The organism is Streptomyces sp. NPDC031340 (assembly GCF_055569945.1).
This window is the reverse complement of sequence record NZ_JBVIIE010000022.1, coordinates 1-14,668: the sequence shown is the minus strand read 5'-3', so window position 1 is coordinate 14,668 and position 14,668 is coordinate 1. Positions and strand designations below refer to the sequence as shown.

The following is a 14,668-nucleotide window of genomic DNA, read 5'->3' as shown; positions in this document are numbered from 1 at the left end:
GTCGGGGGATCAACCGTTCAGCGCGCGCAGGTGGTCGCGCAGCCCCGCGCCGTACGACGTGGGGGTACCGTCGTAGGCGGAGATGAGGGAGGGACCGGAGGAGCAGTCCCAGGTGTTCCAGGTCCAACCGAGGTAGGAGAGCCCCCGGTCGTCGAACCACTTCATGACCTGGTCGACGAAGGAGTGGGAGCAGGTGTTCTCACCGATCTCCCCGGCCACCAGCGGCACCTGGGCCGCCACCGGAGCGAGCGTGGAGTTCCAGCAGCTCTCGTTCGAGCAGGTGTTGAAGTTGTAGACGTGATAAGCGGCGACGAGATTGCCCGTGGGGTCGCTGGGCTTGTACGTCAGCCACTGGCTGAGGTCGTTCGAGTAGGCGAGCCCGCCGGCCAGGACGACGTTCTTCGCGCCGGTGGCGCGGACCGCGTCGACCAGGTCCTGCATGCCCGCGACCTCGTAACCGATGCCGGGGCAGTTGCCGCCGTCCCGCCAGCACTGCCACGCCTGGGTGGTCGTGGAGGTCGCACGGTCCGGATAGGGCTCGTTGAACAGATCGAAGGCGACGGCCGGATCGTCCTTGAAGGTACTCGCCACCGAGGACCAGAACGAGGGCGAGTACTGCATGTCCGGCATCGGCTTCTGGCAGGTGGCGTGCACGTCGGAGCAGCCGGCCGAATTGCCGGTGTACTGGCCGTAGCTCCAGTGCAGTTCGACGATCGGCGTCATGCCGTGCGCCTCGACACGGGCCACCAGGTCCTTGACGGCATTGACGTAATTGGCCCCGCCGTACTCGGGCTTGATGTTGGAAAGGCCCAGCCAGCACTCCTCGTTGAGAGGAATGCGGACCGTGTTGGCCTTCCAGTCCGCTATCGCCTTGACCGCGGCATCGTCGACGGGACCGTCCCAGATGCCGTAGCCCTGCACGCACATGAACTCGCCACCGGACCGGTTGACACCGAGCAGCCGGTGGGTCGTTCCCCCCGCGTCCACGAGCTTGTTGCCCGAGACGTGCAAGGCGGGCGCCGGGCCGCCGCCCGTGCCGGGCGGGTCGCTCGGCGTGGGCGTCGGTGTAGGCGTCGGCGACGGCTCGGCGTCGACGTTACAGGTGGTGCCGTTGAGCGTGAACGACGCCGGCACGGCGTTGTTCCCCGACCACGAGGCGATGAACCCGGCGCTGACGCTCGCGCCGGTGGCCAGGGAACCGTTCCAACTCTCGTTGGCAGCGGTCACCTTGGTGCCTGACTGGGACCACTTGGCGTTCCAGCCCTGGGTGACCTTCTGTCCGCCGGAGAAGTCGAAGCCGAGGCTCCAGCTGCTCAGCGCGGCCGAGTTGTTGGTGATCGTGACGGAGCCCTGGAAGCCGTCCGCCCACTGGCTGGTGACGGAGTACTCCACCGTGCACGCGGGCGTGGCTCCCTGCGCCGTCACGGCCGGCACGGTGACCGCCCCGATGAGGGCGGTCGCACCGGCAATGGCTAAAAGTGCTGAACGCGGGGGGTGTCGCATGAGCGACTCCTTGCAGATCAGGCGCACCGCAACCGGCGCGTCGACTGATGGAACCGCTCCCACTGGTGAGCAAGAAGCTAGCGCCAAGTGACCGAGCTGAACAGAGGGTGACAGAAACTTTCTTGACTTGTCCTTGTCACACAGCCGTCGAATCTTTTCGACTCTTCGAACATCTTGACCGCTCCTACCCTCATCCCCACTATGGGAGCGCTCCCACTGGTTCAAGGCTTGTTGCTCCTCCCCACTTTCTCCGAGCCGCAAGGAGGAACCGGCACATGCATTCCAGACGCAGACGCCGCACCGCATGGGCGGGGCCGCGGCGCCTGTGGACCGCCGCTGTGGCGGTCCTCGCGCTCCCGTTGGCCATGCTGTCGACGGGCTCAACGACCGCCCAGGCGGCGGCACTTCAGTGCAGCGTCGACTACAAGACCAACGACTGGGGCTCCGGCTTCACCGCGGATCTGACGATCACCAACCGCGGTACGGACGCCATCGACGGATGGACGCTGACGTACAGCTACTCGGGCAACGAGAAGCTCACCAACGGCTGGAACGGCACCTGGTCCCAGTCCGGTCAGCAGATCACGGTGAAGGACGCCGGGTACAACGGGAAGGTGGCCGCGGGCGCCGCCGTCTCCACCGGCGCGCAGTTCACCTACAGCGGCACCAACGCCGCGCCCACGAGCTTCGCGATCAACGGCACCACCTGCGCCGGCGCCCACCAGCCGCCGGTCACCGTGCTGACCAGCCCCACCGCGGGCGCCGTCTACACGCAGGGCGACGCGGTCCCGCTCGCGGCCACCGCCGCGGCCGCCGACAACGCGACGATCAGCAAGGTCGAGTTCTACGACGACACGACGCTGCTGGGCACCGACACCAGCTCGCCGTACACGTTCTCGGCCTCTGGCTTGACCGTGGGCAGTCATTCTCTGGTGGCGAAGGCGTACGACAGCCTGGGCGCGTCCGCCGAGTCCACCCCGGTCGGCATCACGGTCGCCTCCGGTCCCGCGGTGGTCGCCGCACCGACCCAACTCGGCGTCCAGCAGGGCAAGACGGGCACGTACGAGGTGAAGCTGTCCACTCAGCCCTCCTCGAACGTCACCGTGACGACGGCCCGCGCGAGCGGCAACTCCGGCCTCACCGTGTCCGGCGGTACGACCCTCACCTTCACGCCCTCCAACTGGAACACCGCGCAGCAGGTGACCGTCACCGCCGACTCCTCCGGCACCGGCTCGGCGACCTTCGAGTCGACGGCGACCGGCCACTCCAAGGCCACCGTCACCGTCACCGAGCTGGCCGCCTCCAAGGCGTACGACGCCCGTTTCCTGGACCTCTACGGGAAGATCACCAACCCGGCGAACGGCTACTTCTCGCCCGAGGGCATTCCCTACCACTCGGTCGAGACGCTGATCGTGGAGGCGCCGGACCAGGGTCACGAGACCACCTCGGAGGCGTACAGCTACCTGCTGTGGCTGCAGGCCATGTACGGCAAGGTCACCGGTGACTGGTCCAAGTTCAACGGCGCGTGGGGAATCATGGAGAAGTACATGATCCCCACCCACGCCGACCAGCCCACCAACTCGTTCTACAACGCGTCCAAACCGGCCACCTACGCGCCGGAGCTGGACACCCCGAACGAGTACCCGGCCAAGCTGGACACCGGCGTGTCGGTCGGCTCGGACCCGATCGCGAGCGAGCTGAAGAGCGCGTACGGCACGGACGACGTCTACGGCATGCACTGGATCCAGGACGTCGACAACGTCTACGGCTACGGCAACGAGCCCGGCTCGTGCGAGGCGGGGCCGACGGCGACCGGACCGTCGTACATCAACACCTTCCAGCGCGGTCCGCAGGAGTCGGTGTGGGAGACGGTTCCGCAGCCCACCTGTGACGCCTTCAAGTACGGCGGCACCAACGGCTACCTGGACCTGTTCACCGGCGACTCGTCCTACTCCAAGCAGTGGAAGTACACCGACGCCCCGGACGCCGACGCCCGTGCGGTGCAGGCCGCCTACTGGGCCGACGTGTGGGCGAAGCAGCAGGGCAAGGGCAGTGACGTCGCCACCACGGTCGGCAAGGCCGCCAAGATGGGCGACTACCTGCGCTACGCCATGTACGACAAGTACTTCAAGAAGATCGGCAACTGTGTCGGCCCGTCCACCTGCGCGGCCGGGACCGGCAAGGACGCCTCGCACTACCTGCTCTCCTGGTACTACGCGTGGGGCGGCGCCACGGACACCAGCGCCGGCTGGGCCTGGCGCATCGGCTCCAGCCACGTCCACGGCGGCTACCAGAACCCGCTCGCCGCGTACGCGCTCAGCAGCTACGCGGACCTGAAGCCGAAGTCGGCGACGGGCGCGGCGGACTGGAGCAAGTCGCTTTCGCGGCAGCTGGAGTTCTACCAGTGGCTGCAGTCGTCCGAGGGCGCCATCGCGGGCGGCGCGACCAACAGCTGGGCGGGCCGGTACGCGACCCCGCCGTCGGGCACGCCGACCTTCTACGGCATGTACTACGACTGGCAGCCCGTCTACCACGACCCGCCGTCCAACCAGTGGTTCGGCTTCCAGGCGTGGTCGATGGAACGGGTCGCCGAGTACTACCAGCAGACGGGTGACGCCAAGGCGAAGGCGGTGCTCGACAAGTGGGTGAAGTGGGCGCTGTCCAAGACCACGATCAACCCGGACGGCACCTACCAGATCCCGTCGACGCTCCAGTGGTCGGGCCAGCCCGACACCTGGAACCCGTCGAGCCCGGGCTCCAACAGCTCGCTGCACGTCACCGTCGCCGACTACACCAACGACGTGGGCGTGGCCGCCGCGTACGCCAAGACCCTGACGTACTACGCCGCCAAGTCCGGTGACGCGACGGCCAAGTCGACGGCGAAGGCGCTGCTGGACGGCATGTGGGCGAACTACCAGGACGACCTGGGCGTCGCCGTCCCGGAGACCCGCGCCGACTACAGCCGCTTCAACGACAGCGTCTACGTCCCGAGCGGCTGGAGCGGGAAGATGCCGAACGGCGACACGATCAACTCGTCGTCGACGTTCTCCTCGCTGCGTTCGTTCTACAAGAACGACCCGGCCTGGTCGAAGATCCAGAGCTACCTCGCGGGCGGAGCCGCGCCCGTCTTCACGTACCACCGTTTCTGGGCCCAGGCGGACATCGCCCTGGCCATGGGCTCGTACGCGGAGCTTCTCGAATAGCCCCCGCCGAGCGCTCCGCGGGAAGGGCGGCACCGCGACCGCCGCCCTTCCCCGGAACCGCTTGAAGGCTCCGTGTGCGTGGCCTCGCCACCTGACGGCGAGGCCGACCTGCCGGGCGGCCCCCACCTGCACTGGGGACCGCCCGGCACTCGCGCGTCTTCCCCTGTTGTCCCCCGCTCAGGAAGGACGTCCCACCGTGCGAAGAACCCGCATCCTCACGGCCGTGCTGGCGCTCGCGGCCGGTCTGCTCGCGGGCACCCCGCCCGCACTCGCGGCCGGCAGCGCGCCCAGGGCGACGCTCACCGCCGACACCTACACCTGGCACAACGCCCGCATCGACGGCGGGGGCTTCGTCCCCGGCATCGTCTTCAACCGCACCGAGAAGAACCTGGCGTACGCCCGCACCGACATCGGCGGCGCCTACCGCTGGCAGCAGTCGACGAAGACCTGGACGCCCCTGCTGGACTCGGTCGACTGGGACCACTGGGGGCACACCGGCGTGGTCAGCCTCGCCTCGGACTCCGTCGACCCGGACAAGGTGTACGCGGCCGTCGGCACGTACACCAACAGCTGGGACCCGGGCAACGGCGCCGTGCTCAGGTCCGCCGACCGGGGCGCAAGCTGGCAGAAGACCGACCTGCCCTTCAAGCTGGGCGGCAACATGCCCGGCCGGGGCATGGGCGAACGCCTGGCGATCGACCCGAACAAGGACAGCGTGCTGTACCTGGGCGCGCCCAGCGGCAAGGGCCTGTGGCGCTCCACGGACTCGGGCGTGACCTGGTCGCAGGTGACGGCCTTCCCCAACCCCGGGAACTACGCGCAGGATCCGAGCGACACCTCCGGCTACGGCTCCGACAACCAGGGCATCGTCTGGGTCACCTTCGACGAGTCCACGGGCACGTCGGGCAGCGCGACGAAGACGATCTACGTCGGGGTCGCCGACAAGGACAACGCGGTGTACCGCTCGACGGACGCCGGCGCGACCTGGACCCGGCTGGCCGGGCAGCCGACCGGATACCTGGCGCACAAGGGCGTGCTGGACGCCGAGAACGGCTACCTGTACCTCGCCTACAGCGACAAGGGCGGCCCCTACGACGGCGGCAAGGGACGGCTGTGGCGGTACGCGACTGCGACCGGCACCTGGACGGACATCAGCCCGGTCGCCGAGGCGGACACCTACTACGGCTTCAGCGGGCTGACCGTCGACCGGCAGCACCCGGGCACGGTGATGGCGACGGGCTACAGCTCCTGGTGGCCGGACACGCAGATCTTCCGCTCCACGGACAGCGGCGGGACCTGGACCAAGGCGTGGGACTACACGTCGTACCCGAACCGCGTGAACCGCTACACCATGGACATCTCCTCCTCGCCGTGGCTGTCCTGGAACGCGAACCCGTCACCGCCCGAACAGGCCCCGAAACTCGGGTGGATGACCGAGTCGCTGGAGATCGACCCGTTCGACTCGAACCGAATGATGTACGGGACGGGCGCGACGGTCTACGGCACCGAGGACCTGACCAAGTGGGACAGCGGGAGCCAGTTCACCATCAAGCCCATGGTGCAGGGGCTGGAGGAGACGGCCGTCCTCGACCTCGCCTCTCCCCCCTCGGGCGGCGCCCAGTTGTTCAGCGCGCTCGGTGACATCGGCGGCTTCCGTCACACGGACCTGACCAAGGTCCCGTCGATGATGTACACCTCGCCGAACTTCACCACGACCACCAGCCTGGACTTCGCCGAGACGAACCCGAACACGGTCGTGCGCGTCGGCAACCTGGACTCCGGCCCGCACATCGCGTTCTCGACGGACAACGGCGCCAACTGGTTCGCAGGCACCGACCCTTCGGGCGTCAGCGCCGGCGGAACGGTCGCGGCGGCGGCCGACGGCAGCCGCTTCGTGTGGAGCCCCGACGGCACCGGCGTGCAGTACACGACCGGCTTCGGCTCGTCCTGGTCGGCGTCGAGCGGCATCCCCGCGGGCGCGATCGTCGAGTCCGACCGGGTCGACCCGAAGACCTTCTACGGCTTCAAGTCGGGGAAGTTCTACGTGAGCACGGACGGCGGCGCCACCTTCACGGCATCCTCCGCGAGCGGCCTGCCGAGCGGTGACAGCGTCCGCTTCAAGGCGCTGCCCGGCACGAAGGGCGACGTGTGGCTGGCCGGCGGGGCGAGCGGCAGCGCGTACGGCCTGTGGCACTCCACCGACGGCGGAGCGAGCTTCACCAAGCTGGCGAACGTCGACCAGGCCGACACGATCGGCTTCGGCAAGGCGGCGACGGGAGCGTCGTACCAGACGCTCTACACCAGCGCGAAGATCGGCGGGGTGCGGGGCATCTTCCGCTCCACCGACAAGGGCGCGAGCTGGACCCGCATCAACGACGACGCCCACCAGTGGGCCTTCACGGGCGCCGCGATCACCGGCGACCCGCGGGTCTACGGGCGGGTGTACGTGTCGACGAACGGGCGCGGGGTGATCTACGGCGACACCTCCGACACCGGCGGGGGCGACACCGGCGGCGGCACGGACCCGACGCCCACCCCGACCGGCGCCTGCACGGTGACCTACAAGATCACCAACCAGTGGTCGGGCGGCTTCCAGGCGGACGTGCAGCTGAGCAACACCGGGTCCACCGCGTGGAGCGGCTGGTCGCTCGGCTGGTCCTTCCCGGACGGTCAGCAGATCTCCCAGCTGTGGAACGCCGACTTCACACAGTCGGGCACCGCGGTGACCGCGAAGAACGTGGCCTGGAACGCCAATGTGGCGGCCGGGTCGTCGGTGAGCTTCGGCTTCACCGGGAGCTGGTCCGGCTCGAACCCGAAGCCGGCCTCGTTCAAACTGGGCGACCAGGAGTGCACGGTCGCCTGACCGGCCGGTGGGTGCGCGCACCGCGGGGCGCGCACCCACCTCCGCTCACGGCGTGTACACCGTGGGCCGCGGCGCCGTCGCCATCCCGTCGCCGATGAAGAAGCTCGGGTGCGGGGGCTGGTTGTAGGCGGTGTTCTGCCAGGCCAGGGCGGTGCGGTACTGGGTGTCGTGCAGCAGGGTGGTGATCCTGGTGCTCGTCTCGTACGGCGTCGAGTAGATCCTCAGCGCCGTGTTGTCGCTGGTCGGCCAGACGACCTCCTCACGCCAGTCGCCGAGGATGTCGCCGGACAGCGACGGCGTGGCCTTGGTGCTGTTGTTGGAGTGCACCGACGCGCCGGTCAGCAGGCGGGTGTCGGACGAGGTGCCGTACTTGTCGATGTGGGTGCCGTCGAGGAGTTCGCGGACGGTGTCGCCGTCCCACCAGGACAGGAAGTTGGTCGAGCCCGGCTTGCGGCTCGCGACGACCGTGCCCTTGGGACTGCGGATGCCGCTCTCCGCGGCCGACCAGGACTCGGCGCCCGCGCTGCCGGCCCAGATGTCGCCGGAGACGCCGCGCCCGTTGTCGCCGTTGGCCGGGGTGGACCAGATGACCTGGCCGGTCTTCGCGTCCGCCATCCAGGACGACGGCTTGGAGCTGTCCTCGTCGACCTTGAACTCCTCCAGGCCGGCCCGGGACGGGTCCAGGTCGCCGACGTGCATGGCGTCGCCGTGGCCGTTCTTCGTGGTCCACAGCCCGGAGCCGTTGTCGTCGACGGTCATGGCGCCGTAGACGATCTCGTCCTTGCCGTCGCCGTCGACGTCGGCCACGGACAACTGGTGGTTGCCCTGGCCGTCGTAGCCCTTGCCGCTGTTGGTCGAGGAGTTGGTGTCGAAGGTCCAGCGGCGGGTGAAGGCACCACCTCGCCAGTCCCAGGCGGCGATCACCGTGCGCGTGTAGTAGCCGCGGGCCATGATCAGCGAGGGGCGGGAGCCGTCCAGGTAGGCGGTGCCCGCCAGGAACCGGTCGACGCGGTTGCCGTAGGAGTCGCCCCACGACGAGACCGTGCCGCGGGCCGGGACGTAGTCGACCGACTGCATCGCCTTGCCGGTCTTCCCGTTGAACATGGTCAGGTACTCGGGGCCGGACAGCACGTACCCGCTGGAGTTGCGGTAGTCGGCGGAGGCGGAGCCGATGACCGCGCCGGTGCCGTCGACCGTGCCGTCGGCGGTCTTCATGGCGACCTCGGCCTTGCCGTCGCCGTCGTAGTCGTAGACCTGGAACTGCGTGTAGTGCGCGCCGGAGCGGATGTTGCGGCCGAGGTCGACGCGCCACAGCCGGGTGCCGTCGAGGGTGATGCCGTCGACGACGGTGTTGCCGGTGTAGCCGGACTGGGAGTTGTCCTTGGCGTTCGTCGGCTGCCACTTCAGGACGAAGTCGAGCCGGCCGTCACCGTCGAGGTCGCCGACGGAAGCGTCGTTGGCCTCGTAGGTGTAGGCGACGCCGTCGGGGGTGGTGCCGCCGGCGGGCGGGCTGATGCGGACGTCCTTGTAGCCGTTGCTCATCTGCACGGCGTGCTCGGAGTCGCCCTGCTCGGCGCCGTTCACGACCGCGCGGACGGTGTAGTCGGCGTCGGCGGCGCCGCCGGAGTTGAAGTAGTTCGTGGAGCCGGTGATCGGGCTGGAGTTGAGCTTGGTACCGGACCGGTAGACGTTGAAGGCAACGTTGTCCGGGTCGGTGCCGAGCCAGCGCCAGCTGATCAGGTTGCCGCTGCTGGTGTGCACGCTGACCAGGCCGCGGTCTAGCTTCTCGACCTGCCTTGCGGTGGCCGCCTGGGCCGCCGTGGGGGGAAGCAGCGCGGTGAGTCCGGCGCCGACGAGGGCGGCGGCCGCCGTCGCCGCGGAGAGCAGGACTCGGCGTCTGCGGTGCGGGTGCTGCACGGGACGAACCTCCAGGGAGGACGGATGGGTTCCGCTCCCTCAGTCGCCGCCGCCGCGGGCCGCGTTGCCGTAGATTCCGGCCAGTTCGGCGATGTTTCGCGCCATCTTCGCGCGCAGTTCCGCCGGGCGCAGCACCTCGACGTCCGCGCCCAGGCGCAGGAACTCGCCGTGCGCGTGGTCGACGGACTCGATGGGCACGGTGAACAGCCGTCGGCCGTCGGCCTCTTCGGGTCCGGCCGGCACCGCTCTGGGGAGCACGGCTCCCGGCGCCGGCCGGACCAGGGCCTCGCCGCGGTGCAGCCGCTCGTGGAAGCCGCGCCGGTACGCCGTCCAGTACGCGGCCAGGTCGAAGTCGTCCGGGCGGGCGAACTCCTCTTCGCTCCCCTCCGGACTTCACCCGGGCTTCCTGAAGGCGCGCAGGTGGAACACCGGGTCGGGGCGCGGGCGGTCCTGGTCGGGCAGCTGGGCGAGCCGGGTGGCGAACCGCTCGGTGAGCGGGTCGCCGGGCGGCAGGGTGACGAACCAGCCGCGCCGCAGGTCGGCGATGGTGCGGCGAGGGCTGCGGCCCTGACCCCGGCCCGGGAAGCCGGCCTGCCCGGCGGGGAGCAGGCCGTGCTCGGCGGCGTACCGGGTGACGCGGTCGGCGGAGTCGCGGGCCGGGCTGCGCGGGCGGGCGGCGAGGACGGCGTCGATGTCGCTGCCGACGTTGTGGGACGCGGCCTTGTCCACGGTGGTGACGTACACCCCGCCGGGACGCAGCACCCTGGCGCACTCGCCGACGACGGCGCGTACGCCGTTCTCGCCGAGGAGATGCAGCAGCCAGACGCTGGTGACGGCGTCGAAAGCGGCGTCCGGGAACGGCAGCGCGCGGCTGTCCGCCAGCACGACCGCGCCGGGCAGCCGCGCGGCGGCCGTCCGGGCCATGCCGGAGGTCCGGTCGACGCCGGTCACCCGCGCGGCGGGCAGCGCGGCGGCCAGTCTCCGGGTCACTATCCCGGTGCCGCAGCCGACGTCGAGGAGCCGGCCGACGCGGGCCGGGAGCAGGCCCAGCACGGCACCGGCGGCGGCCTCGGCCCTCGGCTCACCGCCGCGGGACGCGTCGTAGACGTCGGCTTCCTTGTCGTAGTCGAGCACGGGCGTCACTCGGCCCCGTGCCCGGGCGCGAGCGCCTCCACCCTGCGCGCGAGCGCGAAGTCCAGCTCGGTGATCTTTCCGCCGACGCTGTGCGTGCTCACGGACAGGGAGACGGTGTGGTAGCCGAGGGTGAGGTCGGAGTGGTGGTCGAGCTCCTCCTGGACCTGGGCGACGTGCACGACCATGGCGGCGGCCGCGAAGTGCGAGCCGAGCCGGTAGGAACGGGTCAGGCGGTCACCGTCGGCCGTCCAGCCCGGCAGCTCGGCCAGCCGGTCCTCGATCTCGCTGCGCGACAGCGGTTCGACGGGCATGAACTCGCTCCTCTCCGAACACCGGTACACCTCTCCAGCCTGCCACAGCCCTGCCACCGCGTCCCTGGTCAGAACCACGCGGGACGGCCTGCGCCGCAGACATCCGGCCGCCGTCCCGGCCCACGGCCGGGCAGCCGACGGCCCGGGAGCCGGCGGAGGGGCAGCCGTCGGCTCGGCAGTCGGCGGCCGGGCAGTCGGCGCACACGGCCGCCTGGCCGACACGGCGGCGGCCCGCGGGCACGGCACCCCGCCCGACGATCGGCGCGCGCGACGGCGGACACGGCACCCGGCCGACGGTTGGCGCGCGCGGCGGCGGGCCGACGCGACGGCCACCGCCGGTTCCCGGGCCCGTACCCAGGCGCCCACCGTTTGCCGTGCCACCGCCGCGGGGGAGCCCGCCCGCTGGTCGCGTCCAGCGGGCGCGGGGCGCCGCGGGTGAGGACCGGCCGGTCGCCGCGCCGCGCGGGCAGGTCGATCCGCGCTGCGGAGCGGCGGTGGTGGGTGGCCGGCAGACGGGCCGGCAAGCTGCCGGGCCCGCGTTCGGCGTCGGCCACCAGGCAGGAGACGGACGATCGCGGTCCGATCACGCCGGTCAGGCCCACGCCGTCGACGATCGGCTCGGACAGGGGGTGCCGCGGCCCACCGCGTGGAGCCGGGACCCCGCGGTGAGCCGCCCTGGCCCGGTGCGGCGGCCGCCGGCCACCGGTTGCCGTGCCGCGCCTCGGGGGCGCCCCGGTGGGTGGTCGTTGTCGTCGACTACGGTCGTGCGTATGACGATTCTCGCCTCCGGCGGCTCCGCGCCCGCCGTCGTCCCCGCCGGTCAGGGTGTCGGCCCGTTGTTACGGGACTGGCGGGAGCGGCGGCGGGTCAGCCAGCTGGAGCTGGCGCTGCGCGCCGACTCCTCCGCCCGGCACATCAGCTTCATCGAGACGGGCCGCTCCCGGCCGAGCGAGGAGATGGTGCTGAAGCTGGCCGAGCACCTGGAGGTGCCGGTGCGCGAGCGCAACGCCCTTCTGCTGGCGGCCGGTTATGCCCCGCGCTACCCGAAGACCCCGCTGGACTCCCCGGCGCTGGACGCCCTGCGCGCGGGCCTGGAGCGGCTCATCCAGGGCTACGAGCCCTATCCGGCGCTGGTGGTCGACGCGACGTACGACGTGGTCACGGCCAACCGGGGCGTCATGATGCTGCTGGAGGGCGTCCCCGACGCCCTGTTGACGCCCCCGCTGAACGCGATGCGGCTGACGCTGCACCCGCAGGGCCTCGCGCCCCGCATCCGCAACCTGCGCGAGTGGCGCGGGCATCTGCTGGCCCAGATGGAGCGGCAGATCGCCCTGCACCGCTCCGAGCCGCTGCGGGCGCTGTACGAGGAGGTGGCCGCGTATCCGGTGCCGGAGAGCGGGCAGGACCACGAACCGGCCGAATCGGTGCCGTACTTCGCGCTGCCGATGGTGATCGAGCACGCGGGCCGGACGCTGTCGTTCGTCTCGTCCATCTCCACGTTCAACACGCCCATGGACGTGACGGTCGCCGAGCTGGCCATCGAGACGTTCCTCCCGGCCGACCCGGCGACGGTCAAATACCTCCAGTCGCCGGTGCCTCAGGCGTGACGACGCGCGCTTCTCGGCGGATCCTGTGAGAGTTACGGCGGAACATGACACACTGCTTCGCGCAGACGACGGTGCGTAGGGGAGGCGTGGCGTGAGTGAGCGGCGTCCCGCTCCCACGGTGGGGCAGGTGGTGCTCGGCAGGCGCCTGCAGGAACTGCGGGAGGCGGCCGGCCTCAGACGTGAGGAGGCCGCGAGCGTGCTGCGGGTGGCGCCGGCGACCGTGCGGCGGATGGAGACGGCCGAGGTCGCGCTGAAGATCCCGTACGTGCAGGTGCTGCTGACCACGTACGGCGTGCCGGAGGACGAGGCGGCCACCTTCGTCGCGCTGGCCGAGGAGGCGAACCGGCCGGGCTGGTGGCAGCGGTTCCACGACGTGCTGCCGGAGTGGTTCAGCCTGTACGTCAGCCTCGAGGGCGCCGCCCGGATCATCCGCTCCTACGAGCCGCACTTCGTGCCGGGGCTGCTGCAGACCCCGGAGTACGCGCGCGCCGTCATGGAGGCGGGGACGGTCGGGCAGGCCGGCCCGGAGAACATCGAGCGGCACGTGTCCCTGCGCATGGCCCGGCAGCGGCTGCTGGAGCGCCCCGACCCGCCCCACCTGTGGGTGATCATGGACGAGACGGTGCTGCGGCGCCCGGTGAGCATCCGCGCCGAGGTGATGCGCGACCAGCTGGACAAGCTGCTGGAGTTCACGGAACGCGACCGGATCACGCTCCAGCTCGCCGAGTTCGCCGACGGCCCGCACCCGGGGACGGTCGCGCCCTTCACACTGTTCCGGTTCGCCCAGCCCGAGCTGCCCGACCTGGTCTTCACCGAGTACCTCACCGGCGCGCTGTACCTGGACTCCCGCGAGGAGGTCTCCGCGCACCTGGAGGTCCTGGACCACATGACCGCGCGCGCCGCCTCGGCCGAGCGCACCAAGAAGATCCTGCGGGAGTACCGCGAGGAATTCTGAGCCGACCCGCCCGCCCCCGGATCACGCACCGCACCTTCCGAGCACCTCCGAAGCACAGCACCTCTGAAGCGCCTCTGAAGCACGCCGAAGCACGGCCGAGCACCGCAGAAGCACGCCGAAGCACCACAGCAGCACGCCGAAGCACCGCCGAGCACCGCAGAAGCACCGCGGAAGCACCTTCCGAGAGACCGAGGAGAAGACAACGCATGACCGGATCCGACGCCGCCGCCCAGATCGACACGAGCCGGCCGCACCCGGCCCGGGTGTACGACTGGTGGCTGGGAGGCAAGGACAACTACCCGGTGGACGAGGAACTGGCCCGCAGGATCCTGGCCTCGGACGGGACGGCGGTGCGCGGAGCGCGGGCCAACCGCCGGTTCATGCACCGGGCCGTGCGCACGGCCGCCGAGGCGGGCGTGCGCCAGTTCCTGGACATCGGCACCGGCATCCCCACCGAGCCCAACCTGCACCAGGTCGCCCAGGCGGCCGCCCCGGACGCCAGGGTGGTGTACGCGGACAACGACCCGATCGTGCTGCGGCACGCCCAGGCGTTACTGCAGAGCACGCCCGAGGGCAGCACCGACTACGTCCACGCCGACGTCCGCGATCCCGGGACGATCCTGCGCCTGGCCGGCGAGTCGCTGGACTTCGACCGTCCGGTGGCGCTGTCCCTGGTGGCGCTGACCCACTACCTGGGCGACGCGGAGGACGACGTGTACGGCCTCGTCAAGCGGTACGTCGACGTGCTGGCGCCGGGCAGCCACCTGATCGTCTCCCAGGTCACCCAGGACCTCAGCCCGGACGGCGTGGCCAAGGCCGCGGAGCTGTTCCGCAGGAGCGGCACGCCGTTCTACCCGCGCACCCTGCCGGAGTTCTCCCGCTTCTTCGACGGGCTGGAACTCCTCGGCCCCGGCGTGATCCCCGTCTACGGCTGGCGCCCGGACCCGGTGGATGTCGCCGCGCAGGCCGAGGGCGTCGTACCGGTCTACGCGGGAGTCGCCCGCAAGAACTGACCGGCTGCTGACCGGCTGCTGACCGGCCGCTGAACGGCTGCTGAACGGCTGCTGACCGGCACGCGCCGGAGGCGCTGGGCGCGGGGGGGGGGGGGGCGGGGGGGGGGGGGGGGGGGGGGGGGGGGGGGGGGGTGGGGGGGGGGGGGGCGGAGGGGAGGCGGG

10 protein-coding genes are annotated in these 14,668 nt (G+C 70.9%); 5 read left to right on the top strand and 5 right to left on the bottom strand.

All coding sequences use genetic code 11. The annotated features are described in order from the left end of the window. Positions 1 to 9 precede the first annotated feature (9 nt). Positions 10 to 1,503, bottom strand: coding sequence for a cellulase family glycosylhydrolase (locus tag ACZ5GT_RS18780; RefSeq protein ID WP_469024809.1), 1,494 nt, complete (start codon positions 1,501 to 1,503; stop codon positions 10 to 12). 275 nt (positions 1,504 to 1,778) lie between these two features. Here ACZ5GT_RS18780 and ACZ5GT_RS18775 point away from each other — a divergent pair, with 275 nt between their 5' ends. Continuing rightward, the gene (locus ACZ5GT_RS18775; RefSeq protein WP_469024806.1) at positions 1,779 to 4,706 is read left to right on the top strand and encodes a glycoside hydrolase family 48 protein; all 2,928 of its coding nucleotides are present in this window, start codon (positions 1,779 to 1,781) and stop codon (positions 4,704 to 4,706) included. Between the two features lie 196 nt (positions 4,707 to 4,902). Next, positions 4,903 to 7,569: a cellulose binding domain-containing protein gene (locus tag ACZ5GT_RS18770; protein ID WP_469024801.1), complete on the top strand. Its 2,667-nt coding sequence runs from the start codon at positions 4,903 to 4,905 to the stop codon at positions 7,567 to 7,569. A gap of 45 nt (positions 7,570 to 7,614) precedes the next feature. Here the strand turns inward: ACZ5GT_RS18770 and ACZ5GT_RS18765 are convergent, their stop codons facing one another. The 4 genes from ACZ5GT_RS18765 to ACZ5GT_RS18750 all read right to left on the bottom strand — a co-directional run bounded on the left by ACZ5GT_RS18765 (position 7,615) and on the right by ACZ5GT_RS18750 (position 10,931). Then, a complete protein-coding gene (locus ACZ5GT_RS18765; protein WP_469024798.1) occupies positions 7,615 to 9,486 on the bottom strand; it encodes a rhamnogalacturonan lyase in 1,872 nt (623 codons plus the stop codon). 39 nt (positions 9,487 to 9,525) lie between these two features. Further along, the gene (locus tag ACZ5GT_RS18760; protein WP_469025220.1) at positions 9,526 to 9,768 is read right to left on the bottom strand and encodes a WYL domain-containing protein; all 243 of its coding nucleotides are present in this window, start codon (positions 9,766 to 9,768) and stop codon (positions 9,526 to 9,528) included. 111 nt (positions 9,769 to 9,879) lie between these two features. Next, complete coding sequence (locus ACZ5GT_RS18755; RefSeq protein ID WP_469024793.1) at positions 9,880 to 10,620, bottom strand: class I SAM-dependent methyltransferase; 741 nt, start codon at positions 10,618 to 10,620, stop codon at positions 9,880 to 9,882. Between the two features lie 5 nt (positions 10,621 to 10,625). Next, on the bottom strand, positions 10,626 to 10,931 hold the full coding sequence (locus ACZ5GT_RS18750) for a 4a-hydroxytetrahydrobiopterin dehydratase (RefSeq protein ID WP_469024790.1): 306 nt from the start codon (positions 10,929 to 10,931) through the stop codon (positions 10,626 to 10,628). Positions 10,932 to 11,701: 770 nt separating this feature from the next. Between ACZ5GT_RS18750 and ACZ5GT_RS18745 the strand changes: the two genes are divergently transcribed. From ACZ5GT_RS18745 to ACZ5GT_RS18735, 3 genes are all read left to right on the top strand, one after another. After that, a complete protein-coding gene (locus ACZ5GT_RS18745; protein ID WP_469024787.1) occupies positions 11,702 to 12,538 on the top strand; it encodes a helix-turn-helix domain-containing protein in 837 nt (278 codons plus the stop codon). Between the two features lie 91 nt (positions 12,539 to 12,629). Next, positions 12,630 to 13,493: a helix-turn-helix domain-containing protein gene (locus ACZ5GT_RS18740; protein ID WP_469024784.1), complete on the top strand. Its 864-nt coding sequence runs from the start codon at positions 12,630 to 12,632 to the stop codon at positions 13,491 to 13,493. A gap of 206 nt (positions 13,494 to 13,699) precedes the next feature. Beyond that, positions 13,700 to 14,506, top strand: coding sequence for an SAM-dependent methyltransferase (locus tag ACZ5GT_RS18735; protein ID WP_469024780.1), 807 nt, complete (start codon positions 13,700 to 13,702; stop codon positions 14,504 to 14,506). Positions 14,507 to 14,668: the final 162 nt, after the last annotated feature.

Coding starts and splice junctions, on each gene's coding strand:
- ACZ5GT_RS18780 (WP_469024809.1), bottom strand. CDS start 1,503: ATGCGACACCCCCCGCGTTCAGCACTTTTAGCCATTGCCGGTGCGACC.
- ACZ5GT_RS18775 (WP_469024806.1), top strand. CDS start 1,779: ATGCATTCCAGACGCAGACGCCGCACCGCATGGGCGGGGCCGCGGCGC.
- ACZ5GT_RS18750 (WP_469024790.1), bottom strand. CDS start 10,931: ATGCCCGTCGAACCGCTGTCGCGCAGCGAGATCGAGGACCGGCTGGCC.
- ACZ5GT_RS18745 (WP_469024787.1), top strand. CDS start 11,702: ATGACGATTCTCGCCTCCGGCGGCTCCGCGCCCGCCGTCGTCCCCGCC.
- ACZ5GT_RS18735 (WP_469024780.1), top strand. CDS start 13,700: ATGACCGGATCCGACGCCGCCGCCCAGATCGACACGAGCCGGCCGCAC.